This window comes from Geomonas sp. (assembly GCF_056994735.1).
The window spans coordinates 71,029-93,109 of sequence record NZ_JBXKJL010000428.1; the positions used below are offsets into that span (position 1 = coordinate 71,029).

At 63.0% G+C, this 22,081-nt stretch carries 20 protein-coding genes; 12 read left to right on the forward strand and 8 right to left on the reverse strand.

Annotated features, from left to right (window positions below; all coding sequences use genetic code 11):
• The first annotated feature begins 120 nt into the window (after nt 1-120).
• The 3 genes from AC11W3_RS18615 (at nt 121) to AC11W3_RS18625 (ending at nt 3,831) form a co-directional block, all read left to right on the forward strand.
• Complete coding sequence (locus AC11W3_RS18615; protein WP_484090400.1) at nt 121-972, forward strand: 1,4-dihydroxy-6-naphtoate synthase; 852 nt, start codon at nt 121-123, stop codon at nt 970-972.
• Between the two features lie 107 nt (nt 973-1,079).
• Nucleotides 1,080-3,272 (forward strand): PAS domain-containing protein, encoded by a 2,193-nt coding sequence (locus AC11W3_RS18620; RefSeq protein ID WP_484093524.1) that lies wholly within the window; start codon nt 1,080-1,082, stop codon nt 3,270-3,272.
• A 103-nt stretch (nt 3,273-3,375) separates the two neighbouring features.
• Complete coding sequence (locus tag AC11W3_RS18625; protein ID WP_484090398.1) at nt 3,376-3,831, forward strand: septal ring lytic transglycosylase RlpA family protein; 456 nt, start codon at nt 3,376-3,378, stop codon at nt 3,829-3,831.
• 86 nt (nt 3,832-3,917) lie between these two features.
• Here AC11W3_RS18625 and AC11W3_RS18630 read toward each other — a convergent pair whose 3' ends face one another.
• Entirely contained in the window at nt 3,918-4,352 is a 435-nt protein-coding gene (locus AC11W3_RS18630) for a protease inhibitor I42 family protein (protein WP_484090397.1), read from the reverse strand.
• Nucleotides 4,349-4,759 (reverse strand): hypothetical protein, encoded by a 411-nt coding sequence (locus AC11W3_RS18635; RefSeq protein ID WP_484090396.1) that lies wholly within the window; start codon nt 4,757-4,759, stop codon nt 4,349-4,351. The genes AC11W3_RS18630 and AC11W3_RS18635 overlap by 4 nt, the downstream gene beginning before the upstream one ends.
• A gap of 256 nt (nt 4,760-5,015) precedes the next feature.
• Between AC11W3_RS18635 and AC11W3_RS18640 the strand changes: the two genes are divergently transcribed.
• Nucleotides 5,016-5,645 carry a phage holin family protein gene (locus AC11W3_RS18640; protein WP_484090395.1) on the forward strand — a complete coding sequence of 210 codons (630 nt, stop codon included), beginning with the start codon at nt 5,016-5,018 and terminating at the stop codon, nt 5,643-5,645.
• A 158-nt stretch (nt 5,646-5,803) separates the two neighbouring features.
• On the opposite strand, the gene AC11W3_RS18645 is transcribed toward AC11W3_RS18640, so the two are convergent.
• The 3 genes from AC11W3_RS18645 to AC11W3_RS18655 all read right to left on the reverse strand — a co-directional run bounded on the left by AC11W3_RS18645 (nt 5,804) and on the right by AC11W3_RS18655 (nt 10,464).
• Nucleotides 5,804-6,457 (reverse strand): MXAN_2562 family outer membrane beta-barrel protein, encoded by a 654-nt coding sequence (locus tag AC11W3_RS18645; RefSeq protein WP_484090394.1) that lies wholly within the window; start codon nt 6,455-6,457, stop codon nt 5,804-5,806.
• Nucleotides 6,454-8,322 carry a right-handed parallel beta-helix repeat-containing protein gene (locus tag AC11W3_RS18650; RefSeq protein WP_484090393.1) on the reverse strand — a complete coding sequence of 623 codons (1,869 nt, stop codon included), beginning with the start codon at nt 8,320-8,322 and terminating at the stop codon, nt 6,454-6,456. Before AC11W3_RS18650 ends, AC11W3_RS18645 begins: the two co-directional genes overlap by 4 nt.
• 189 nt (nt 8,323-8,511) lie before the next feature.
• Entirely contained in the window at nt 8,512-10,464 is a 1,953-nt protein-coding gene (locus AC11W3_RS18655; protein ID WP_484090392.1) for a tetratricopeptide repeat protein, read from the reverse strand.
• A 288-nt stretch (nt 10,465-10,752) separates the two neighbouring features.
• Between AC11W3_RS18655 and AC11W3_RS18660 the strand changes: the two genes are divergently transcribed.
• The 3 genes from AC11W3_RS18660 to thiL are packed head-to-tail and all read left to right on the forward strand — an operon-like array spanning nt 10,753 to nt 14,759.
• A complete protein-coding gene (locus AC11W3_RS18660) occupies nt 10,753-11,310 on the forward strand; it encodes an Hsp20/alpha crystallin family protein (RefSeq protein WP_484090452.1) in 558 nt (185 codons plus the stop codon).
• Nucleotides 11,311-11,322: 12 nt separating this feature from the next.
• On the forward strand, nt 11,323-13,788 hold the full coding sequence (gene lon / locus AC11W3_RS18665; RefSeq protein ID WP_484093525.1) for an endopeptidase La: 2,466 nt from the start codon (nt 11,323-11,325) through the stop codon (nt 13,786-13,788).
• A complete protein-coding gene (gene thiL / locus AC11W3_RS18670) occupies nt 13,785-14,759 on the forward strand; it encodes a thiamine-phosphate kinase (protein ID WP_484090390.1) in 975 nt (324 codons plus the stop codon). Before lon ends, thiL begins: the two co-directional genes overlap by 4 nt.
• Before the next feature lie 10 nt (nt 14,760-14,769).
• Here the strand turns inward: thiL and AC11W3_RS18675 are convergent, their stop codons facing one another.
• Together AC11W3_RS18675 and AC11W3_RS18680 are read right to left on the reverse strand one after the other, a co-directional pair.
• Nucleotides 14,770-15,168 (reverse strand): secondary thiamine-phosphate synthase enzyme YjbQ, encoded by a 399-nt coding sequence (locus AC11W3_RS18675; RefSeq protein WP_484090389.1) that lies wholly within the window; start codon nt 15,166-15,168, stop codon nt 14,770-14,772.
• A 110-nt stretch (nt 15,169-15,278) separates the two neighbouring features.
• Nucleotides 15,279-15,749, reverse strand: a complete 471-nt coding sequence (locus AC11W3_RS18680; protein WP_484090388.1) for a tetratricopeptide repeat protein — start codon at nt 15,747-15,749, stop codon at nt 15,279-15,281.
• A 207-nt stretch (nt 15,750-15,956) separates the two neighbouring features.
• Between AC11W3_RS18680 and folK the strand changes: the two genes are divergently transcribed.
• From folK to fsa, 3 genes are read left to right on the forward strand one after another with little or no spacing between them, the layout of a single operon-like run.
• Entirely contained in the window at nt 15,957-16,409 is a 453-nt protein-coding gene (gene folK / locus AC11W3_RS18685) for a 2-amino-4-hydroxy-6-hydroxymethyldihydropteridine diphosphokinase (protein WP_484090387.1), read from the forward strand.
• A 1-nt stretch (nt 16,410) separates the two neighbouring features.
• Nucleotides 16,411-16,647, forward strand: a complete 237-nt coding sequence (locus tag AC11W3_RS18690; RefSeq protein WP_484090386.1) for a YHS domain-containing protein — start codon at nt 16,411-16,413, stop codon at nt 16,645-16,647.
• Between the two features lie 23 nt (nt 16,648-16,670).
• A complete protein-coding gene (fsa, locus tag AC11W3_RS18695) occupies nt 16,671-17,315 on the forward strand; it encodes a fructose-6-phosphate aldolase (RefSeq protein ID WP_484090385.1) in 645 nt (214 codons plus the stop codon).
• A 239-nt stretch (nt 17,316-17,554) separates the two neighbouring features.
• Here the strand turns inward: fsa and AC11W3_RS18700 are convergent, their stop codons facing one another.
• Entirely contained in the window at nt 17,555-18,157 is a 603-nt protein-coding gene (locus AC11W3_RS18700) for a DedA family protein (protein WP_484093526.1), read from the reverse strand.
• Nucleotides 18,158-18,292: 135 nt separating this feature from the next.
• On the opposite strand from AC11W3_RS18700, the gene AC11W3_RS18705 reads away from it, so the two are divergent.
• Nucleotides 18,293-19,933, forward strand: coding sequence for a putative manganese-dependent inorganic diphosphatase (locus tag AC11W3_RS18705; RefSeq protein WP_484090383.1), 1,641 nt, complete (start codon nt 18,293-18,295; stop codon nt 19,931-19,933).
• Nucleotides 19,933-21,759, forward strand: coding sequence for a bifunctional homocysteine S-methyltransferase/methylenetetrahydrofolate reductase (locus AC11W3_RS18710; protein WP_484093527.1), 1,827 nt, complete (start codon nt 19,933-19,935; stop codon nt 21,757-21,759). The genes AC11W3_RS18705 and AC11W3_RS18710 overlap by 1 nt, the downstream gene beginning before the upstream one ends.
• Nucleotides 21,760-22,081 lie beyond the last annotated feature (322 nt).

The following is a 22,081-nucleotide window of genomic DNA, read 5'->3' on the forward strand; positions in this document are numbered from 1 at the left end:
GTGTCGGCCCCCGATCAGCCGCTTCATTAACGGCCGGGGTGATGGCGGGCGCCGCTTGCGGCAGCAGCCCGCGGCACCGTGGATTTTGAGAGACCAAGCGCGAACGAAGAGGCGGAAATAATGGTTTCAGAAGCACCACGCAATAAACTCTCTCTGGGATTCTCTCCCTGTCCCAATGACACTTTCATCTTCGACGCCCTGGTGCACGGGCGGGTGGAGTGCCGGGGACTGGCGTTTTCGGAGAGGCTGGAGGACGTTGAGACTCTCAACCGGCTGGCGCTTTCGGCGGTGCTGGACGTGTCCAAAATCTCCTACCACCTGCTGGGCCACATTCTGGACGAGTACCTGCTCTTGAGAAGCGGCGGTGCGCTCGGGCGGGGCTGCGGCCCCCTGCTGGTCTCGCGCGAGCCGCTGGACACCGCCCGCCTTGCCGGCAAGAAGATCGCCCTCCCCGGCCGCTACACCACGGCCGCGCTCCTTTTGAGGCTCTTCGACCCGGCGCTGAGCGACTTCGTCTACCTCCCCTTCGAGAAGATCATGCCCGCGGTGGCTGACGGCTCGGTGGCTGCGGGGGTGATCATCCACGAGTCGCGCTTCACCTTCGCTTCCCACGGGCTGGTCAAGCTCCTGGACCTGGGGCAGTGGTGGGAGGAAGAGACGGGGCATCCCATCCCGCTGGGGGGGATCGCGGCCCGGCGCACGCTCGGAAGGGAGACGTTGCTGGCCCTGGAAGAGGGGCTTACCCGCAGCGTCGATCATGCTTTCGCCAACCCCGCAAAGGCCCGTCCCTACATCCGGGCTCATTCGCAGGAGATGAGCGACGAGGTCTGCGACGCCCACATCGGGCTGTACGTGAACGGTTTCACCCGGGCCCTCGGCGACGAGGGGGAGGCGGCGGTGCGGCTACTTCTGCAGCGGGCTGACGCCGCCGGGATCATCCCCGCCTCATCCCGACCGCTGTTCATAGCCTGACCGGGCCCGGGGGCTTCAATCGGCCCTCAAGCCGAAAATTGTTTCAAGTTATCTTCTGGCAAGCCGAAGCGCCAACTGGTGGCTCTTATCATTAGCGGAGGATTCCGATGTCGAAGCGGTTCCCATGGAAGCGTCCCGTCGCGTTAGCGACCACCTGCTTCGTGATCTTCTGGATCACCGATGCAGGCATCGACGCCCTGACCTTCAGGGAAGGGTCGTTTCTCCGGGAGCTCCTCTCAGCCGATGGCCGCGAGCTGTACATGCGGACCTTCATGGCCTCCCTGTTGTCCCTCTTCTTCATGGCGGTCCACATCCTTGCCGAGCGCCGGCGGGAGGTGGAAACCGCGCTGCGGCAATCCGACCAACTCTCCAGTATCTTCTTCCGCTACTCCAGCGATGCCATCTGCATAATCGACCCCGGGACCATGAAGATCAGCGAGGCCAACGCGATCTTCATGCAGAGGTACGCGCTCTCCGAAAGGGATGTCGCGGCGAGGACGCTCACGGAGCTGGTAACGGCGGGGCGTCTCCCCGGGGAGGTGCTCTTCCAGTTGCAGGAGACCCGCGCCGGCGGCACCGCCATCACCGGGGAAATAACCTGCCGGGGCAGCAACGGCCAGGAATACCACGAGATCTCCACCTATCCGATCGGCGAGCCGCAGCAAGCTGTCGACAAGATACTTCAAGTCTCCCGCGACATCACCATGCGCAGGAACGCCGAGGCCCTGCTGAGGGAATCGGAGGCGCGCTACCGGGCCATTTTCGAAAACACCGGCACGGCCATGGCCATCGTCCTTGGCGACGGCACCCTCCACATGGTAAACCGCGGTTTCGAAGAGGTCACCGGGTTCAGCCGCAAGGAACTCGAGGGGAAGAAATACTGGACCGAGTTCGTCAACGGCAGCCCCTTCAGGGACGAGCGCCATCCCGAGGGAGCGGAGTTCAGCACCGAGCCCCGATCCTTCGAACTGCAGACGGTGGATCGCTTCGGCTCCACCAAGACCATGGCCGGCAACTGGGCGGTGATAGCGGGCGCCGGGCAGGCCGTCCTTTCCCTGGTCGACATCACCACCCAGAAGAAGGTCGAGCAGGCCCTGAGGGAAAGCCAGTCCACCCTGGCCCTCGCCCAGCGCATTGCCAGGCTCGGCAACTGGGAATGGGATCTCGGCACCAACACCATCTCCTGGTCCGAAGAGATGTACCGCATGTTCGAGGTCGACCCCGCCACCTTCTCCCCCAGCTACGAGTTCTTCCTGCAGTCCGTCCATCCAGAGGACCGCGAGATGGTGATCCGGTCGGTCAACGACGCCCTCTACAACAGGAAGCCGTACCGCGTCGAGTACCGGCTGGTGCTGGCAGGCGGGGTGGTGCGAACCCACACCGGCCGGGCGGAGGTTACCTACGACAGCGAGGGGAACCCCCTGCGCATGATCGGCACCAACCAGGACACCACCTGGCGGACCGAGGCAGAGCAGGCCTTGAGGATCTCGGAGGAAAAATTCTCCAAGGCCTTCCGTGCCAGCCCCGATTCCATCGTCATCACCCGCGCCGAAGACGGCCGCTACATAGACGTCAACCAGGCCTTCCAGGATATCACCGGTTACGCCCGCGACGAGGTGATCGGAAAGACCTCGAACGAGCTCAAGCTATGGAGCGATCCCGATGCCCGCATGGCCATGCTGCGCATCCTCAACCAGTTCGGCCACGTGCGTAACCTCGATGTCAGGTTCAGGGTGAAATCGGGAGAGATCAGGGAGTTGCTCTGGTCGGCCGAGGTGATCGAGTACTGCGGCGAAGCCTGCCTCATCGCCATCTCCCGCGACGTCACCGACCAGCGGCATCTGGAGAGGGAGCTCCTGGCCAGCGACGCCAGGCTCTATATGAAGCACGAGGAGTTGAAGAACCTCTTCCACCAGATGGAGGGGATCAGGCGCGAGTGGGAGGAGACCATGGACTGCATCAGCGACATGTTCATCCTCGTCGACCAGTGGGGGAAGGTCCGCAGGTTCAACAGGGCGGTGGAGACCTTCACCGGCCGGGCCCATCGCGACATCGTCGGCAGGGACTGGCTTCCCCTGCTCGAGGAGTACGGCCTGAAACCCCACCTCGACTCCCCGGGGGTGGAGCTTCCCCATGAAAAGAGCGGCAAGCGCTACGTCCTCAACCGCTACGCTTTCCCGACCACCGAGATCGACGGCTCCACCCGCGAGGTCATCATAATCAACGACACCACCGCCATCAGGTTGCGGGCGGTCGCCACCCCTCTGCGGCTGGCGGGGAAGGGGCGGGAGCCCAGCTAAACAAACGCAAAATTAACACGTTGGGCGGATGCGGTCTCATTGGATCTTGACTTTGGATCGGTCTCATGATATAGAAACAACTCGCCCAACAAAGGAGGTGCGCATGGCATCACCCGAGCGGAGCGGCAGGCTGGTCCTGATATTGGCCCTTTGTCTGATGCTCCTCCCGATCCACACGCTTCCCCTGCTGGCTGCAGAAAAGGTAGTAGAAACACCGGAAGTAACAAAGGTTGAACCGCAGAAAAAATCGTTGGTAAACAGGCTGGTGGGGATCGCGACCTACTATGCCAAGAAGTTCCAGGGAAGAAGGACCACTTCGGGCGAACGTTATCATCCCGAAAAGATGACAGCCGCCCATCAGAGTCTTCCCCTGGGTACCAGGGTCCGGGTCAAGAACCTGGACAACGATAGGGAAGTCACGGTTGTAGTCAACGACCGTTGCCGCAAGAGAGGATTCGCATTTATCGATCTTTCACGTGCTGCGGCAAAGAAGCTGGGATTCTTCGGAGCGGGTAAGGCCAACGTGGCCATCATCCCGTTGAAGGAAGAAGGATCCTGAAGATAAAAACATATATTTGGGCGAAGTAGTAGAAAAGGCCGGGGGCAACCCCGGCCTTTTTGCGTCCCTCTCCTCGACACCGCTCCTCACTCCGCCACCACCACGATCACCTCGAACCTCTCCGCCGGTGGAACTCCGGCCTCGAAAGATCTCCTGTAGGCGAATTTGAGGGTACCCGTGCCGGTTGTCCGGGCGGTGAAGATGAAGTGGTAGACCCCGCCGGCGCCGAGCGCGCTGCCGGAGGGGGTGTAACCGGGCTCCCCCTGCAGAGCCAGCACCGCCCCGGCGCCGGGGAGTACCTCCCACCGGTATCCGGTGGTGGGGTTGCCGGGGAGGGAAACGGTCAGCGTCTGGCCCCGGTGCAGCGAAACCGTCGAGCCGGCGGCTTCCTTGCCGAGGGCTATCCCGGCCGGCCTCCCCGGCCATGAGCCGGGCGAGGCGCAGGAAATTCCCGTCATGGCGGCGGCCACCGACAGCAGTACCCTGCCCAATACCTTTCTTCTGCGCCCGGTGTATCTCATGAGCTTGCTCCTTTTGAGCCCCGGCCGGGAACTTCCCCTCCCTTGCCCTGCCGCGGGCCTCTCTCGGCCAGGTCCATTCTCCTTCCAAGAAAAAAGGCGTCGACCACGCCCGCCACCCAGCAACAACCCAGAAAGACCAGTGCCCATGTCGCCTGGTATTCGCCGGGCGCTAGGGAGGCACGGGTGGCCTGGTCGGCAATCCGCACCAGGTCCACCGGATGCCCCTCGCTTTCCATCTGCTGCAGCATGACCACTGCTCGTCCGGCGGCTCTGACCACCACGACCCCCAGCGCTGCGGTAACCGTAACGATCAAAGCTGCACCGCGGAGATAATGCTTGAGCCAGAGCTGTCCAAGTCCAGGGAAAACGAGCCCCGAGAGGACGGCTCCCTTCCATGATCTCTTCATGACCCCTCCCTTTTGCCCGGGTTTCCCGGGCTTCCCGGGTGTGGCGAAGGCGACAGCTTCAGTTTAGATGATTTTCGCGGAGCTGCTGCCAAAAACAGAGCTGCCGCGGTGCGGGAAAGGACCTCGGCGGGGAGTAGCCCGACGACGATGACAACAGCGGAAGATTTAGGCGGAATCAGGTAAGATAAGGACAGGTAGGGGATGGGACCTGTTTTCGTGGCATAGCATATCATGCCGGGGGCATCGGAGGTATCACATGCAAGGAGAACTAAAGAGAAGACAGTCAATGATCAGGCTGGTGCTTGAACTGGTGGAGCAGTCGATCGTGCTGGTGTTCCTGGAACTGAAACTGGCCGCCCTCGAATTGAAACGTAACGTCGATTCGGCCAAGACGGGGGCGGCATTCCTGGCGGTGGGGGGCTTTCTGCTCCTCTTCGCCCTGCTCGGTGCCATGGCCACCGCCATAGCGGCGCTGGCCATGGTGCTGCCGGTATGGCTCTCGGCGCTGATAGTGACAGCAGTGCTGGTTTTCGGCGGCGCAGCCCTCCTCTTAACCGGGCTCAGCAAGGTAAAACACTTCTCGCTGCTACCCAAGGACACGGTCGAGCGGGTAGAGACCATCGCCAGGAAGCTCAGGAAGCATGCGGAGCTGCACGGGCATGAGGCGAGGGCAGAACGAGAGGCGGTACACAGGGAGGCGGGTGAGCCGGCCGAGGCTGCCGTCGCCCGGGTAAGAGAGGCCGAGCACAGGGAGGCCGTCCATAAGGAAGCAGCCCACGTGAAAGAGTCGGTGCACAAAGAGGCTGCGCGGGCGAGGGCCCTCACCTACGCGAAAGAGCGGGCCTTGGCCAAGGAAACCAGGGAGGCTCGCCGCAGGAGAGGCTGAGCAGGAGGCAGGAGAAGCTGAGGCTTGGTCTGAGAGTGCAGCGGAACAGGGCAGGGGTGGTATCCCGCCCGGGCGTGCTTTCGGGGTGCGGCCACCTATTTCGGGTGCGGCCACCCCGCCCGCGGAGGGCCAAGCCGCCAGGGCGGTCCTGTTGCTGACTAGAATTCGAAGAGGAAGCCCCCGAGGCAACTGGTGCCACCCACATTGACGGAGCCACCCGAGGTGGCATCCGCCAAGGCGCGGAGGTACCTTCCTTCGATGAAGAAATAGGTGTGGTGCAGGCCGAAGTCCCGGTAGACGTTGGCAGCGGCCTCAGGTTCCAATCTATCCAGCAGGAACTGCAGCCCGCCCCTGGCGTGGAAGCCGTCGGCAGCCCCATCCTTTTTGCCCTGGCCTTCGACCCCGCTGCGATAGAAGACCCTGGTGTAGCCCCCCCCCAGATAGGGGACCAGCCACTGGTCCTCACTCAAGACGCCGCGCCCCAGCATGAAGAGGCTCAGCGGCACGCGCTCGAAGGTGACCTCTCCCGCCGCAGCCACGTCGGAATGCCCCAGCTGCTGTCCCTTCCCCTTGGCGCGGGAGTAGCTTCCCTCGATCCCTATCTCGAGCTGCCGCATCACCTTGTAGGACAAAGCTCCCCCGTACTCCCCGCTATAGCTGCTGCCGTAGAAGGACGACCACCTGGCGACGTCGGGAAAGAAGACTCCGCCCTTCAGCTCCAGTGACCAGTGGGGGCGGTCGGGGCGTGCCTCGGTGGCGGCAGAAATGGAGGGTATAAGGAGGAGCGCTATGGCCAAAATCACTTTCTTCACCGCTCCCCTCCCGTCTGTACCAGCATATTCCCCTCTCTCCTCCTTTTCAGTCGAACCCGGGCATATCTCCATGAAGCGAGCAAAACGATGGATGCGGCGATCTTTGCCAGAGGTGGCGTGTGAACCAGGAAAAAAGAGGTCCCCACCATGGGGAGCAAGGCGAGCCGGACCGGAGCCTTCAGCCACTGGTGGCGGTTGAGGTAACGGGCGCCGCTCGGCCCGTGGCGGTAATACCAGGCGACGAAGGCCCGGCCGGGGGCATTGGTCAACAGGTAACGGTCCCTGAACTCGCGCAGGGCCTGGACCTGTGGGGCGGAGTAGAAGCCGTAGGCCGCGGTGGCGATGAAGCATCCCCCTTTGAGGTTCGGGAACGCCGTGACCGTTTCGGGGAAGTCGCTTTGCACGTTCGAGGGCGGGCCCGAAACGGTCGTTCCGATCGGCTGGCTGGTCTCGGTCGAAAGGGGGCTTTCGTTGGGGGTTCCGGGAGCGGAGGCCACGTTGCTGTCAATGACCGCGGTGACCGCCGCCAGTACCTGGGTGCCTGCCAGGGCCGATACTCTCACGAAGTAGGTGGTGTCGTTGCTCAGGCCGGTGAGGAGGGCCGAGGTGGTGGTGCCGCCGGCGACGTCCTGGAAGGTGCCGGGGAGGTGGGAGGCGTCGAAGCTGGCGGTGTTGAAATAGATGCGGTACCCGGTGGCGCCGCTTACTGCGGTCCAGCTGAGCAGCAGGGCCCGGTCCTGCGGGACGGGCGCCGCGAGTGTCGGCGCGGTCGTCGGTGCCGTAAGCGCCGGCGGCAGTCTGTTGAAGGTCAGGGGCGCGCTGGTGGTTCCCCGGCCAGACACGGTAAAGCCGGAAGCCCCTTCCGCGGCCTCTATTGTGGTGGCGGGGGAGGTCCGATAGTAGACCCGGTAGGCGGTGACCGCCGTATTGCTGCCTTGGTCCCAGCTGAGCCCCATCACGGCGGGCGGGGTATCGGATGAGCTTATGGAGGAAACCAGGCCGGTGACGGTGGCGGGGGTGGTGGTTGGAGGGTCGCTGTTCGGGCCGCCGAAGGCGCCGATGTCGGAGGTGCTGTCGAAGGAGTTACGGTAAGCCGCGTCACCCGTTCCCTTGCACGGGGAATCTGCCTGCAGGTGGAAGTCCTTTCCCGCCGGGTCAACGAAACGCGGGTCGAGTCCGGGGTGCTCGATGTTCGGAAGCGTGAAGGGGTCGGTGATAAGCACCCCTTTCTCCATGTTGTTGTAGAAGGCGTTGTGGGAGAAGAGGGTCAGGCTTCCTTGGGGGAGAATGGCGATGTTGTTGCTGGCGAAGAGGTCGTTGATGATGGTGATGTCGGAACCGGTCCTGATGCCTATATTGTTGCCGTAGAAGGTGTTGTTGATGATCGAGGTGCTGGGGGAGTTGAATACGTCGATGGCGGTCGCAGTCAGGTTGAGGTTGAAGATGCTGTTGGTGACGCTGATCAGGGAACTGTTGCTTACCGAGATGGCCAGCGAGGCGTTCCGGAAGGTGAAGTTCCTGATGACGACGTTGCTCACGCCGTTCAGTGTCACCGCCGTGCCGCTGCTGTTTATGATGGTGTCCGAGGTGCTGCTGCCGATGATGGGGACGTTGCTGATCGGGGTGAAAGCCCCGCTGTAGGTGCCGGGCTGCACCTTGATCTGAAAGGACCTGCTGCCGGCGGGACTCCCCTTTATTACCGCGTCGGCGAAGTCGATGGCGGCCTGGATAGTGGAATAATGGCCGGAATTGGCGGGTGGTGACATCTCGACGATGAGATCGTCGGCCTCCGCCAAGCCCGCTGAACAGAGTAGCAGCAGGAAAACTGTGGTGGCGAAGATTGCGGCCAGGAGTCTCTCTTTCATGGGCGGCCTGTCCTTCCGGTGCGGGAAGATATTGTGACTTTGGTGGGTGTAGTCGTCCAAGCTGGCGGGATGTTATCATGATTAGAAAAAGTTTCAAAAAGAATTGTTGTGCGAGGTGGCCGGAATGAAGAAGGCAGCCCCCGATGGAGGCTGCCTTCTTGTTGCTGTTTTAGCCGGTCGAGTCCGGGACTACTCCTCGCTCGACTTCTTCTTGGACTTCTTCGATTTCTTGTGCGACTTCTTCGAGCCGGAAGACTTCTCGCCGTTGCCTTTCTTGCCGGCTTTGGCTGACCTTTCCTTCTTCCCTTTCCTGCCGCTCTTGGTGACTTTCTCGTGGCGGGAGCCTTTATGCCTGCGGTAGCTCCGCGGCTCGGGGGTGAGCTCGTCCTTGATGTTGCTGAGGAGGACCGTGGGCTCCTCGAGTTCCGGGTCGGCCTTCCTGGCCGCCTCCAGCGAGGCCTTGGCCTCGGCAATCCGGCCGTTCTTCATCTGCACCCGCCCCATGGCGTTGAGCGCCTTGGCGTGGTCGGGCTTCAGGTTGACGGACTCCTGGTACTGCTCGATCGCCTTGTCGTAATCCTTCTTGAACTCGTAGACCAGCCCCAGCTTGTAGTGGGCGTTGGGATCGTTGGGGGCAAGTTCCACCCCTTCCTTCAGCAGGGCCGCGAGATCATCGTAGCTCTTGTTCTTGACGTAGATCGCGGTCAGCGCGCTGCGCGCCTCGGCGTCGTCCTTTTTGAGCTTCAGGACCTCCTGGTACTCCTTGGCCGCCTCGTCCGTCAGGTTCCTCTTCTTCTGCAGGTTGGCCAGTTCGCGGTGAGCCTCCAGCGCGTTCCTGTCCAGCCTGATGGCTGCGGCGTAAGCCTCGGCCGCGGCGGGGAGATCCTTGGCATTGACGTAGGCGCGAGCCAGCTTCAGCTGCACCACCGGATCATCGGGCTTGGCCTTGACCAGCTCCTTGTACTGCTCGAGGGCCTGAGGAAAGCTGCCGCGCAGGGTGTAGATGTCCGCCAGCCGCTGCCGGGCATCAAGGTAGTCGGGGGTGCTGGCCAGCACCTGGCGGTACTCGACCACCGCCTCGTCCAGGAGGGCCTTGCGCTCGTAGATCGAGGCGAGGTTGTAGTGGAGCTGCGGGTTGTCGGCCTTGTTGCGCTCGGCCTCGCGGTAGTAGGCCATGGCGTCTTCGTCGCGACCTGCGGCCAGAAGGGAGTCCCCCAGGCGCTGCATGGCCACCGCATCGCCCGGCTCTTCGGCCAGCCGCAACCGGTACTCGCTGATCGCCATGTCGTAGTCCTTGGCCGTCCGGTAGCCGTCGGCCAGGGCCATGTGATCGATCTTCGGCCTCGCCTCCGCCTTGGGAGCGATCCCGGCCAGCACACGCTCGTAGTCGGCGCTCTTCTGGTCACCCTTTTTGGCATAACCCTCGGCCAGCAAACGGTGGACCTCCTTGTTCCCGGGCTCGGAGATGGCCGCCTGTTTCAACTCGCTGACCGCCTTGTCCGTTTCTCCCCGTGCCAGCAGCAGGGCCCCCAGACCGAGCCTCGCCCCTGCATGGCCGGGCTGGATCGAGAGCGCCTTGCGGTATTCGTCTTCCGCCTTCTGGATCATCCCCACCGCGTCGTAGGCCGAGGCCAGCTCCGCGTGGAGCGAAGCGTCGTCGGGGAGGCCGGCGAGCGCCTCGTTATAGTGGAAGATGGCCAGCTGGTAGAGCCTCTTTTGGGCCATGATGCGGGCCAGGCCGGCGTTGTAGCGCGGGTCCCCGGCCTTGAGGCCGGCAGAGAGCTCCACGGCCGCCTCCTCGCTGGCCCCTTTCTTCTGGTGCAGCAGGCCCAGGTTTCCGCTGGCCGGATAGAAGTCGGGATCGATGGAGAGGGTCTCGCGGTACTCCTTGATGGCTGCGTCGCTGTTGCCGCTGCGCTCGAACTGAAGCCCTTTCAGGAAGTGTCCGGCTGCTCCGGTGGGGCACAGTTCCATCACCCGTTTCTCGGTGTCGGTCCTTTTCGACTCGGTGATCTGAGCCGGCATCTCGAGGATCAGCCTCTTGGCGTCACGGCAGCTGTTCGCCGAGGGAAACGGCCAGTTGAAGCCGGTCGCGAACAGGGTCACCGCCAGAAGCGATGACAGTGCGGCGTATCTTTTCATGTGGGGCCCTTTTGTTTTGAAGGTGTCGTCTGGCGTCGCTCGATCCCGGGGGACGGAGCGGGTTCCTGCCCCTGCTCGATGCAGCCGATGGACCGGCTTTAAAGCCGGTTGTGGGATGCCCTGCGGGGTGGCTCGGTAAGCTGGGCGGAGTCGGGGATGGCGGATTATACACATCCGCGCCGGTAAATTCAATTGTAAACCCGAAAAAATTAATGATAACCGCCGCTTTCGCGGGGCGCATCTGTATACAGGGCGGCTGGAAGGTTAGGGTGGATTACCTTGACTTTCATGATAAAGATGGTTAAATCAAGTGAACCGGCCACCGTGGCTGCACGATGGGCCGGTCTTTTTTCTCGTGCCGAGCCCTGGCCGCGGAAAGCTGGGCTGGTGCAGACAGAGGGCGACATGCCGGTGATCCCCAAGGAACCGTTGGAGTGGCTGGACCTCTTTCGCCAGCAGATGGATGAGATCTTCCGCTACCTCTCCACATTGGAAGGGCGTGAGGGGTTCGGCGAGAAGGAGATCTCGCCGCTGGTCGATATCTACGAGACCGCGGAGTCCCTGGTGGTGGAGGTAGAACTCCCCGGTTGCCGGCACCAGGACATCACCCTGAGCACCTGCTGCTCGACGCTGGTGGTCGAGGCGGCGCCGCCGCGGGAGGAGCCGTCGGGAGGACGTTTCATCTGCCTGGAGCGCTCCAGCGGCCGCTTCTGCAGGGCCATCGAGATCCCACCCGCCGCGGACCTGGAGCGGGCCAACGCCCGCTACAGTCGGGGGCTTTTGACCGTGGTTTTTCCCTGGTCCAGGGAAGGCAAGGCGCATATCCGGGAGATCCCGATAGAGTAAGGAGAGGTAAAGATGGAAAACAGGCAGGAGACCGAAGAACTCAACATACCGGATGTTCTGCCGCTGCTCCCGGTGCGGGACGTGGTTGTCTACCCGTACATGATACTGCCGCTCTTCGTGGGACGGGAGATCTCCATAAACGCCGTGGATCACGCCCTTTCCAAGGACAGGATGATCTTTTTGGCCACCCAGAAGGATGTGGGAGACGAGGAGCCGGCCCAGGAAGGTATCTACCAGGTCGGCACCGTGGCCATGATCATGCGCATGCTGAAGCTCCCCGACGGCAGGGTCAAGATCCTGGTGCAGGGGCTGACCAAGGCGCGGGTGACCGAGTACCTGGCGGAGAAGCCCTTCTATTCCGTCCGCATCGAGCGCATGGTGGAGCCGGCGGCCCAGGAGAATACCCTCGAGGCCGAGGCGCTGATGCGCACCGTCAAGGAGGAGCTGGGCAAGATCGTGGCCATGGGAAAGGCCGTTTCCCCCGAGGTCATGGTGATCGTCGAGAACATGCAGGAGCCGGGAAGCCTGGCCGACCTGGTGGCGAGCAACATCGGCCTCAAGGTCGAGGAGGCGCAGGGGCTTCTGGAGGTCAACGATCCCCTGGAGCGCCTGAGGAAGGTCAACGACTTCCTCAACAAGGAGAGCGAGCTCCTCAACATGCAGGCCCGCATCCAGTCCGCCGCCAAGGAGGAGATGGGGAAGAGCCAGCGCGAGTATTACCTGAGGGAGCAGCTGCGGGCCATCCAGCAGGAGCTGGGTGAGACCGATGCCAGGAGCGAGGAGATCGCCGAGCTCAGGAAGTCCGTCGAGAGCGCCAAGATGCCCTCCAACGTGGAGAAGGAGGCCCTGAAGCAGCTGGGCCGCCTGGAGCAGATGCATCCCGATGCCGCCGAAGCCGGCATGCTCCGCACCTACCTCGACTGGCTGGTGGAGATCCCCTGGGGGAAATCGACCAAGGACGCCCTGGAGATCAACCGGGCCTCGCAGATCCTGAACGAGGACCACTACTTCCTGGAGAAGGTCAAGGAGCGCATCCTGGAGTTCCTGGCCGTCAGGAAGCTCAAGAAGAAGATGAAGGGCCCGATCCTCTGCTTCGTCGGCCCTCCGGGCGTCGGCAAGACCAGCCTCGGCAAATCGATCGCCCGCGCCATGGGGAGAAAGTTCGTGCGCATCTCGCTCGGCGGCGTGCGGGACGAGGCCGAGATCCGCGGGCATCGCCGCACCTACGTGGGCGCCCTGCCGGGCAGGATCATCCAGGGGCTCAAGCAGGCGGGCTCCAACAACCCGGTCTTCATGCTGGACGAGCTCGACAAGCTGGGATCCGACTTCCGCGGCGACCCATCCTCGGCCCTGCTCGAGGTGCTCGACCCGGAGCAGAACAACAGCTTCTCCGACCACTACATCAATCTCCCCTTCAACCTCTCCAACGTGATGTTCATCGCCACGGCCAACCAGATGGACACCATTCCCGGGCCCCTGCGGGACAGGATGGAGGTCATCACCCTGGCGGGCTACACCGAGGAGGAGAAGCTCGGCATCGCCAAGCGCTACCTGGTGCCGCGCCAGCTGAAGGAAAACGGCATCACCGACCAGATCGCCAACTTCTCCGAGGAGGCCCTGAGAACCGTCATCTCCAAGTACACCAGGGAGGCGGGACTCAGGAACCTGGAGCGCGAGATCGGCAGCGTCTGCCGCAAGGTGGCGCGCAAGGTCGCCGAAGGGGGAGAGAAGCAGTTCAACATCACCGCCGGAACGGTGGCGAAGTACCTCGGGCCTCCCAAGTTCCTCCGGGAGGAGGAGATGGAGAGGAACGAGGTCGGGGTGGTCACCGGTCTCGCCTGGACTCCGGTCGGGGGCGAGGTCCTCTTCGTCGAGGCCACCGTGATGAAGGGGAAGGGGGCGCTGACCCTGACCGGCCAGCTGGGCGACGTGATGAAGGAGTCGGTTCAGGCAGCCCTTTCCTATGCCCGCTCCAAGGCGGTCGAGCTCCAGCTCCAGGAGGATTTCCTCGCCAACATGGACATCCACGTCCATGTCCCTGCCGGCGCCATACCCAAGGACGGTCCCTCGGCCGGGGTGACCATGGCCACCGCCCTGGTCTCCGCCCTGACCAAGATTCCGGTCAGGAAGGAAGTCGCCATGACCGGCGAAATAACCCTGCGCGGCAAGGTCCTCCCCATCGGGGGGCTCAAGGAGAAGATCCTGGCCGCGGCGAGACTCGGTGTCACCACCGTAGTCATACCGGTGCAAAACGCCAAGGACCTCGAGGACGTCCCCAAGACCATCCTGAAGAAGCTCAAGATCGTCACCGCCTCCACCATAGACGACGTGCTGTCGGTGGCCCTGGAGAAGTACCCTCCCACCGCCCCGGCGCCCAAGGCCAAGCCCCCCAAGACCGAGCCGTCGAAGGCCAAGATCGGGCGCAGCCGCATCGTCGCACCTCCGGGTAAGGGCGTTTCCGTCGGAGGGAAGATTTGAAACTTGCCGAGCTCGGGGAATTCGGCCTCATAGACAGGATATCCCACCACGTCGCCGCATCGCCGTCCGTCCCCCTGGGGATCGGCGACGATGCGGCGGCCCTCTTGCCCACACCCGGACACCTCACCCTGATCACCTCGGACATGCTTCTGGAAGGGGTCCACTTCGACCTCTCCTTCTGCGACCCGCAAAGCCTGGGGAGGAAATCGCTGTCGGTGAACCTTTCCGATCTCGCCGCCATGGGGGCGCGTCCGCGGCAGTTCCTGCTGGGGATCGCTCTTCCCGCCGATATCCCGCTGGAGTTCATGGACGGTTTCATGGCCGGCATGCTGGGGCAGGCCGAGCGCTTCGGGGTCACGCTGGTGGGGGGAGATACCTGCGCCTCCAAGGGGGGAGTGGTCATCTCCATCACCGCCCTGGGGGAGCAGCGTGCGGAGCGGGTGGTTAAGAGAAGCGGCGCCTCTCCCGGCGAGCTTGTCTTCGTGTCGGGGACGGTCGGCGACGCTGCCGCCGGACTCAAGAAGCTGAGAGAAGGGGTGAGGGAAGGGTTCCTGGTGAGCCGGCAGCTTGACCCGGAGCCGCGGGTGTCGGCCGGAGTGGCCCTCGCCGAGGCCGGGCTTGCCAGCGCCATGATCGACGTAAGCGACGGGGTGCTGGCCGACCTGGGGCACATCTGCGAACTCTCTGCGGTCGGGGCCCGGCTGGAGCTGGAGAGGTTGCCCCTTTCGGATGAGTACCGCTCCCTGACCCTGCCGGACCGTTACAGCCTGGCCCTTTCCGGGGGGGAGGACTACGAGCTCCTCTTCACCGTTGCCAGGGAGAAGGTGGACGAGGTGGAGTCGCTCTTTCAGCGGGAAGGGGTGCGGGTCTCCCTGATTGGCGAGATCGCCGGGGGGAGCGGCATCGAGCTCGTTGCCGCCGACGGGACGCCCTATACCCCGTCCGGTCGGGGGTTCGACCACTTCGGCTAGCGCACCCGCCCTAATCCCCGCAGATGCGTACCGCGACCTTCCGCTCCCTCGGGCCGTCGAACTCGCAGAAGTACAAGGCCTGCCAGCTCCCCAGCACCAGCTTTCCCCGGTCTATCAGCAGCCTCTCCGACGGTCCGATCATGCTGGACTTCACGTGGGCCGCCGAGTTTCCTTCGGCGTGGGTGAAGTAGTGCGCGTTGGGGACCAGCCGGTCGAGGCAGTGCGCGATGTCGCGTTTGACCGCAGGATCGGCTCCCTCGTTGACCGTGACCGCGGAGGTGGTGTGCATGGTGAAGACGTCGCAGCACCCCGTGATCACCCGCGAGGAGGAGATGAGATCCTCGACCCGCGCGGTGATGTCGATCAGCTCGGTTCTTTCCCTGCTCTTAAGCGTGAGATACTGGATCATGTCCCCCTCCTGTCGGCTCATGAGATGGTCAGCACATTAAATAGCAATTCGCTCCCCGGTCTTCCCGGTGCCGCCGCGCGGCCGGGGTGAGCCGGTTCCCTTCCCTCCCGCTACTTCGCTCCCCTCAGGTTGGTCCTGATCTTGCCCAGGTACTTGTTCAGCGGGTTGCTCCGGCGCAGGAACGGGAGGACCGGCCTTCTCCTCTGCCCCAGGATCTGCAGCAGGTTGCTGATGCCGGAGTGCCTTCCCGCCCTCAGCCCCAGCTGCAGGATCCTGATGGTGTCCTTCTTCCGTCCCGCGATGAGATAGACCACGGCCAGTCTCCGGTAGTGCTCGGGATTACTCGGGTCTTTTTTCAGGGCCCGGTGGCAAAGGGCGATGGCGCCCTGGGTGTTTCCCGTATAGTGCGCCATGGCAAGCCCGAACTGGGACAGGTGATTGGCGGAAGGGTCCCTTTCGGCAGCAGCCTCCAGGAAGTGGTAGGCCCTGGGAAAGTTCCTGACCTCGAGGGCTTCCGTCCCCAGCCTGAAAAGGTCGACTACCAGCAGACCGGCAAGATCGTCGTGATTCGCTGTGGCCATCACCTCCTCCTGCAGACGCTCCAATGAATGCCCGGGGGGCGCCTCGCTCAGATTCTATACTATAGCAGCTAATTGGAAAAATAGTATTTGCCCGGCGGAGGTTTAACGGACGGTAACGAGCGGTGCCGTGCTTGAAAAAAAAGAAGAACTGTGCTCTAATCGCACGCTGTGGAAGAGTGCACCGCTTACATAGGTCTGGGTACCAACATGGGGGACCGCGAGCTGAAGCTACTGATGGCGGTCGCCGAGTTGGGGAAGCTGCCGGGTACCAAGGTGACCGCGCTTTCCCCCTTCTACGAGACCGAGCCGGTAGGCGGGGTGCCGCAGGAAGATTTCTATAACGCCGCGGTCCGGATCACCACCACACTTTCGCCGCTGGAGTTGCTGGACGAGTTGAAACGGATAGAGGTCAAGGTGTTCCATCGCGTCCCGTCCGGCCATTGGGGCCCGCGCAGCATGGACCTGGACATCCTTCTTTACGGGGAGCTGGTCCTGGCCCATGAGCGGCTGGCCGTACCGCACCCCCGTCTTGCCGAGCGGCGCTTCGTCCTGCAGCCGCTCGCCGATATCGACCCTTCACTCAGGGACCCCTCCTCAGGCAAAACGATCGCCGAACTTCTCGCCTCACTGACCACCACCGAACGCGTGGTAAGGATTTAGGATGCGAATTCTCATCTGGGTTCTCCTGATCTATTTGGCCTACCGGATGATCCGGGGGAAGAAGGCCCCCGCGGTGCGCAAAGAAGAGCCTGGTGCGACGGAGACCTTCAGGGATCCGGTCTGCGGCGTTTATGTTTCCGAGGCCGACGCGGTGGTCGGCAGCATGGAGGGGAAGCGCTATTACTTCTGCTCCCTCGGTTGTTTGCAGGAGTTTGAGAAGAATCAGCAGCAGAGGTAACAAAAAATCAAGCGGAGGAATGGATGAAGTTTTTTATCGACACAGCGGACGTGAAGGAAATTCGCGAGGCAAACGAGCTCGGGCTTGTGGACGGGGTGACCACCAATCCCTCGCTGATCGCCAAGAGCGGCCGGCGCTTTGAGGAAGTCATCAAGGAAATCACCGGGATCGTGGACGGTCCCATCTCGGCCGAGGTGATCTCGCTCGAGCATGACGGCATGATCGCCGAGGCCACCGAGCTGGTGAAGATCCACCCGAACATCGTCATCAAGCTCCCGATGACCCCGGAAGGGCTCAAGGCCACCAAGACCCTGCACTCCAGGGGAATCAAGACCAACGTGACCCTGATCTTCACCCCGATGCAGGCCCTGCTGGCCGCCAAGGCTGGCGCCACCTACGTCTCTCCCTTCGTCGGCAGGCTCGACGACATCTCCCAGGACGGCATGGGGATCATCGGCGAGATCAGGACCATTTTCGACAACTACGGCTTCGACGCCGAGATCATCGTGGCCAGCATCAGGAACCCGATCCACGTGCTCGATTCCGCGCTGATCGGCGCCGATATCTGCACCATCCCCTATTCGGTCATGCTGCAGCTGGCCAAGCACCCGCTGACCGATGCCGGGATCAAGAAGTTCCTGGAAGACTGGGAGAAGGTGCCGAAGTAACCGGCGGATCGTACACCCACCCTGACCTTCCCGCTTAAAAGGAGGGTCGGGTACCTCCCCCCCTTGTCAAAGGGTGGGAGGGGGGGATTCGCCTCCGGCTGACGTCGGCGCACAGGTCGAGCCCGGGGAAGTGGAAATCCTGAGCTTGGGAGTGACGCCCTGGCGTGGGGGGAAGTTGCAAAGAAGGCGGGTCCTGGACCCGCCTTTACCTTATCATGAGGAAGGGGATGCCGGGAGGGTTACTGGGTGCCGTTTCTGCGCTGCAGCTTCACGTAGACCAGCACGATCAGGGAACTCGCCAGCAGCACGACCATGAGAGCGTGGTGGGAATACTTCATGATGAGCTCCTGGTTGCTGCCGATGAAGTAGCCTATACAGGTCAGCACCGTCACCCAGATTCCGGCGCCGAGCAGGGTGTAAAGGGAAAACCTCAGGTGGTTCATCCCGGAAAGCCCAGCCGGCAGCGAGATCAGGTGCCGCACCACGGGGATGAGCCGGCCGATGAAGGTCGAGATCTCGCCGTGCCTTAGGAAGAAGCTCTCCACCTTGGTGAACTTCTCCTCGGTGATGAAGACATATTTGCCGTACTTGAGAATCAGCGGCCGCCCCAGGTAGCGCGCTGCGAAGTAGTTGGCGTAGGCGCCGACCAGGCTCCCCGCGGTGCCGCAGAGGATGGCGAAGGGCGCACTCATCTGCCCCTGCTGGGCCAGGTAGCCCGCCGGCGGCATGACCAGTTCACTTGGTATGGGTATGATGGAGCTTTCCAGGGCCATCAGTATGAAGATGCCGGGATACCCCATCACCCCTATGGTTTGAAGTAACCAGTCAATCGCTGCGTGCATGCGGATCTCCTTTTCCTTTCGTTGCGGCGGTCATTTTATCATCTTGAGAAAAAAATACGACAATAATCGTTAACCTGAAGCGGAGAGGCCGTGGCCGGCAGGGGCGATGACATTGCGAGGGAAGCGACAGCATTGATGAAGAAACAGATATATGTGATAGGCCACCGAAACCCCGATACCGATTCCGTTGCCTCTGCCGTAGCCTATGCCCATCTGAAGCGGGCAGTAGGCGTTGAGGAGGTTACCGCCGCCATGGCCGGTGCCCTGAACCCGCAGACCACGTGGCTCCTCGCGCGGCTTGGGATGGAAGCGCCGCTCTACCTCGCCGACGTGCACCCCAAGGTGCGCGATGTCATCCACCGGACCCCAGTCACGGTCCAGGCCTCGGCCCCCCTCCTGGCCGCCCTGGAACTCTTCCACCACAACGGGGTCAGGATGCTCCCCGTGCTCGATGAGGGGGGCGTCCCCGCGGGGGTGATCCCGCTGCTGAAGATTGCCGAGCGTTCCCTCTTGACCGGCCCTGACTCGCTCAGGGAGGTGACAGCCTCCCTCGCCTCCCTCGCCGCCTGTCTGGAGGGTAAGTTCCTGGCAGGCGAGCCCGAGGGAGCCCTGGAGAGCCTGCACATTTTTGTAGGGGCCATGGCGGAGGGCTCCTTCACCTCCAAGCTCTCCGCTTTCGATCCGAAGAGCCTGGTGGTGGTGACCGGGGACCGCCGCAACATACAGCTGGCAGCCATCAGCCGCGGCGTGCGCCTCCTTATCGTTACCGGGGGGCTCGCTGTCGATGACGAGATCGTCGCACTGGCCGCTGAAAAAGGTGTCGCTCTGCTGAGCATCCCGCTCGATACGGCGGCTGCCGTCTCCCGGGCCAGGCTCTCGACCCCGGCGGGACATGTGGCCGAGCCGCTTTTCGAGAGTGTCGGCGTCAATGAGCCTCTTGGGCGCCTCAGGGAGAAGCTCCTCCATGCTACCGCTGTTCTGGTCCTTGAGGACGACGGCACCCTTGCCGGTGTGGCTACCAAATCGTCGCTTCTGGCCCCGCTTCCCTACGCCCTCATCCTGGTCGATCACAACGAGCTTTCCCAGTCGGTCCCGGGTGCCGAGGATGTGGAAATCCTGGAGGTCATCGATCACCACAAGCTGGGGAATCCTCCCAGCAGCTCTCCGATCCCCTTCGTGACCGCTCCGGTGGGAAGCACCTGCACGCTGGTGGCCTCCCTGTACGCCGAGCATGGTGTGATCCCTCCGGCGGAGATCGCCTCGCTCCTGCTGGCCGGCATCCTCTCCGACACCGTGATACTGAAGTCCCCGACCACCACGCAGCGGGACCGGAACGCGGTGCAGACCCTGGCCGCCCAGGCCGGTCTGGACTGGGAGAGCTTCGGGGCCGAGCTCTTCGCGGCCTCCGGTGCCTTGTCCGGCTACGGCAGCCCGGAACGCGTTGTCGGCTCGGATTTCAAACTCTTCAACCAGGGGGAACTCCGCTTCGGGGTCGGCCAGGTGGAGGTCTTCGGCTTCGGTGAATTCAACTCCATGAAGCGTGAACTCAAAGCCGCTCTCGCCTCCCTGCGGGTCACGGAAAAGCTCGACCTGGCAGGTCTGATGGTGACCGATATCTCCACGGAAAGCACCATGTTCCTCATGGAAGGGGGGCAGGCGTACGGCCGCTTCATGGGGTACCCGCAGCCGGAGCCGCAGGTCTTCGAGATGAAGGGCGTCATGTCCCGGAAAAAGCAGCTTGTGCCGCACCTGATCAAGGTGTTGGGAGGACGCTGATGTCGCGCTCTTTTCTCGCAACGACGGCTGAAGAGGTACTGGTCGGCGATGGAGCCATCGGAACCATGCTCTATGCAAGGGGGGTCGCACTCGATGCGAACTTCGAGCACCTGAACCTGGTTCGGCCTCAGCTTGTGCTGGCTCTCCATGAGGAATATATCTCATGCGGCGCTCGAGTCATCGAGACCAACACCTTCGGCGCCAATGCCGTGAAGCTTTCCGCTATCGGTCTGGGCGCCAAGGTGGCCGAGATAAACCGGCAGGGAGCGCTCCTCGCCCGGCGCGCGGCTCAGGGGCACGAGGTCTTCGTTGCCGGTTCCATGGGCCCGCTGGGGCGCGGGAAGGGGGAGCTGACGCAGGATGAGGTGCGGGCAACCTTCCGCGCGCAGGCTGCGGCCCTGGCAGAAGGGGGAGCCGATCTCCTGATGCTGGAGACCTTCGCGGAGCTCGGGGAGCTGGAACTGGCCGTAGCGGCCGCCAAGGAAACCGGGCTCCCCGTGGTCGCCAGTCTCGCCTTCGGGGAAGGTTCCAGGCTTACCGGCGGGATCGAGGCCGAGGCTGCGGCTCTGCGCCTGGTCGCGGCCGGGGCCGACGTCATCGGCGCCAATTGCGGAGCCGGACCCCTCGAGCTCCTGGCGACCCTGAAGCGCATGGCTGCTGTGACGGATCTGCCGATCTCCGCCTATCCCAACAGCGGGTTTCCTGAATATCACGAGGGGCGCTACATCTATCGCACCACCCCGGACTACTTTGCCGCGATGGCGGAGGAAATGGTCCTGGCCGGAGCTTCCCTGGTGGGGGGGTGCTGCGGCACCACGCCGGAGCACATCAGGAACATGGCCCGGCGTCTGCGTGGACTGCGGCCGGTTTCCCGCGCGGTCAGGAGTGCCGGCACCATTTCCCCGGGGGGTGAACCCGCAGGGGCCGCCGCGGCAGGATTCCTGGCGGGGTGGGGGGCAAGGAAGGTGGTCACGGTCGAGCTTGATCCACCCAAGGGTCTTGACTGCTCGAAAATCCTGGAGGGAAGCCGCGCTCTCAAGGAAGCGGGAGCCGACGCCATCAACCTGGCGGAGAATCCCCTGGCGCGGGTGAGGATGGGGAATATCGCCCTGGCCTCGCTGATCCGGCGGGAGGTGGGAATCGAGGTCATTGCCCACGTCACCTGCCGCGACCGGAACCTGATCGGGCTTCAGTCCGACCTGATGGGGGCGAGCCTCCTCGGTGTCACCTCCATCCTGGCGGTCACCGGCGATCCGGCCAGCGTCGGCGGTGAGGCGGGTGCCTCCTCTGTCTTCGACCTGAATTCCTTCACCCTGATCAAGTTGCTGGGCGATCTGAACCGCGGGGTCAACGCCATGGGGAGTCCCATCGGTGCCGGGACCGGGTTCACCATCGGCGCGGCCTTCAATCCCAATACCCAGAAGATGGAAGGGCAGGTGGCAAGGCTTGCCAGGAAGGTCGAGAATGGCGCCTCGTTCGCACAGACCCAGCCGATGTACGACCTGAAGGTCCTCGACCGGATGCTGGAGCTCACCCGCGACCTCGGGATCCCGATCCTCCCCGGCGTGCTGCCGCTGGTGAGCGGGAGAAACGCCGAGTTCCTGCACAACGAGGTTCCCGGTATCGTGATTCCCGACGAAATAAGGGCCCGGATGGCCGGAAAAGCGGGGGAAGACGGGGTTAGGGAAGGGCTCGCCATTGCCCGGGAGTTCATCGAGGGGGCCTTCGAGAAGGTCGGCGGCTTCTATCTGATTCCGCCTTTCGGGAAGTACGAGATCGCCTTGGAGCTGGTGAAGATGATCAAGGGCAAGGAAGGAAAACAATAAATGCGTGCTTCGACAGGCTCAGCACGAACGGTCTCGATACCGACAATGGGAGCTTTGGACAGGCTCGGCACGAACGGTCTCAATACCGACAAGGGGAGCTTGGACAGGCTCGGCACGAACGGGTTCCATTACCGACAGGAGGAGCTTGGACAGGCTCGGCACGAACGAGTGGATGTTGACCGGCTTCGGCAGGGTCACCTTGAAATCCAACGACTACCGCCGTTCACCCTGAGCCTGTCGAAGGGTGTGCTCTAGTTCTAGTAATTTGACCTGCATCAATCAAATAACCATCAAAGGAGGACATTATGAAGAAGGACATCGT

Coding starts and splice junctions, on each gene's coding strand:
- AC11W3_RS18615 (WP_484090400.1), top strand. CDS start 121: ATGGTTTCAGAAGCACCACGCAATAAACTCTCTCTGGGATTCTCTCCC.
- AC11W3_RS18620 (WP_484093524.1), top strand. CDS start 1,080: ATGTCGAAGCGGTTCCCATGGAAGCGTCCCGTCGCGTTAGCGACCACC.
- AC11W3_RS18625 (WP_484090398.1), top strand. CDS start 3,376: ATGGCATCACCCGAGCGGAGCGGCAGGCTGGTCCTGATATTGGCCCTT.
- AC11W3_RS18630 (WP_484090397.1), bottom strand. CDS start 4,352: ATGAGATACACCGGGCGCAGAAGAAAGGTATTGGGCAGGGTACTGCTG.
- AC11W3_RS18635 (WP_484090396.1), bottom strand. CDS start 4,759: ATGAAGAGATCATGGAAGGGAGCCGTCCTCTCGGGGCTCGTTTTCCCT.
- AC11W3_RS18640 (WP_484090395.1), top strand. CDS start 5,016: ATGCAAGGAGAACTAAAGAGAAGACAGTCAATGATCAGGCTGGTGCTT.
- AC11W3_RS18650 (WP_484090393.1), bottom strand. CDS start 8,322: ATGAAAGAGAGACTCCTGGCCGCAATCTTCGCCACCACAGTTTTCCTG.
- AC11W3_RS18655 (WP_484090392.1), bottom strand. CDS start 10,464: ATGAAAAGATACGCCGCACTGTCATCGCTTCTGGCGGTGACCCTGTTC.
- AC11W3_RS18660 (WP_484090452.1), top strand. CDS start 10,753: ATGATAAAGATGGTTAAATCAAGTGAACCGGCCACCGTGGCTGCACGA.
- lon (WP_484093525.1), top strand. CDS start 11,323: ATGGAAAACAGGCAGGAGACCGAAGAACTCAACATACCGGATGTTCTG.
- AC11W3_RS18675 (WP_484090389.1), bottom strand. CDS start 15,168: ATGATCCAGTATCTCACGCTTAAGAGCAGGGAAAGAACCGAGCTGATC.
- AC11W3_RS18680 (WP_484090388.1), bottom strand. CDS start 15,749: ATGGCCACAGCGAATCACGACGATCTTGCCGGTCTGCTGGTAGTCGAC.
- folK (WP_484090387.1), top strand. CDS start 15,957: ATGGGGGACCGCGAGCTGAAGCTACTGATGGCGGTCGCCGAGTTGGGG.
- AC11W3_RS18690 (WP_484090386.1), top strand. CDS start 16,411: ATGCGAATTCTCATCTGGGTTCTCCTGATCTATTTGGCCTACCGGATG.
- fsa (WP_484090385.1), top strand. CDS start 16,671: ATGAAGTTTTTTATCGACACAGCGGACGTGAAGGAAATTCGCGAGGCA.
- AC11W3_RS18700 (WP_484093526.1), bottom strand. CDS start 18,157: ATGCACGCAGCGATTGACTGGTTACTTCAAACCATAGGGGTGATGGGG.
- AC11W3_RS18705 (WP_484090383.1), top strand. CDS start 18,293: ATGAAGAAACAGATATATGTGATAGGCCACCGAAACCCCGATACCGAT.
- AC11W3_RS18710 (WP_484093527.1), top strand. CDS start 19,933: ATGTCGCGCTCTTTTCTCGCAACGACGGCTGAAGAGGTACTGGTCGGC.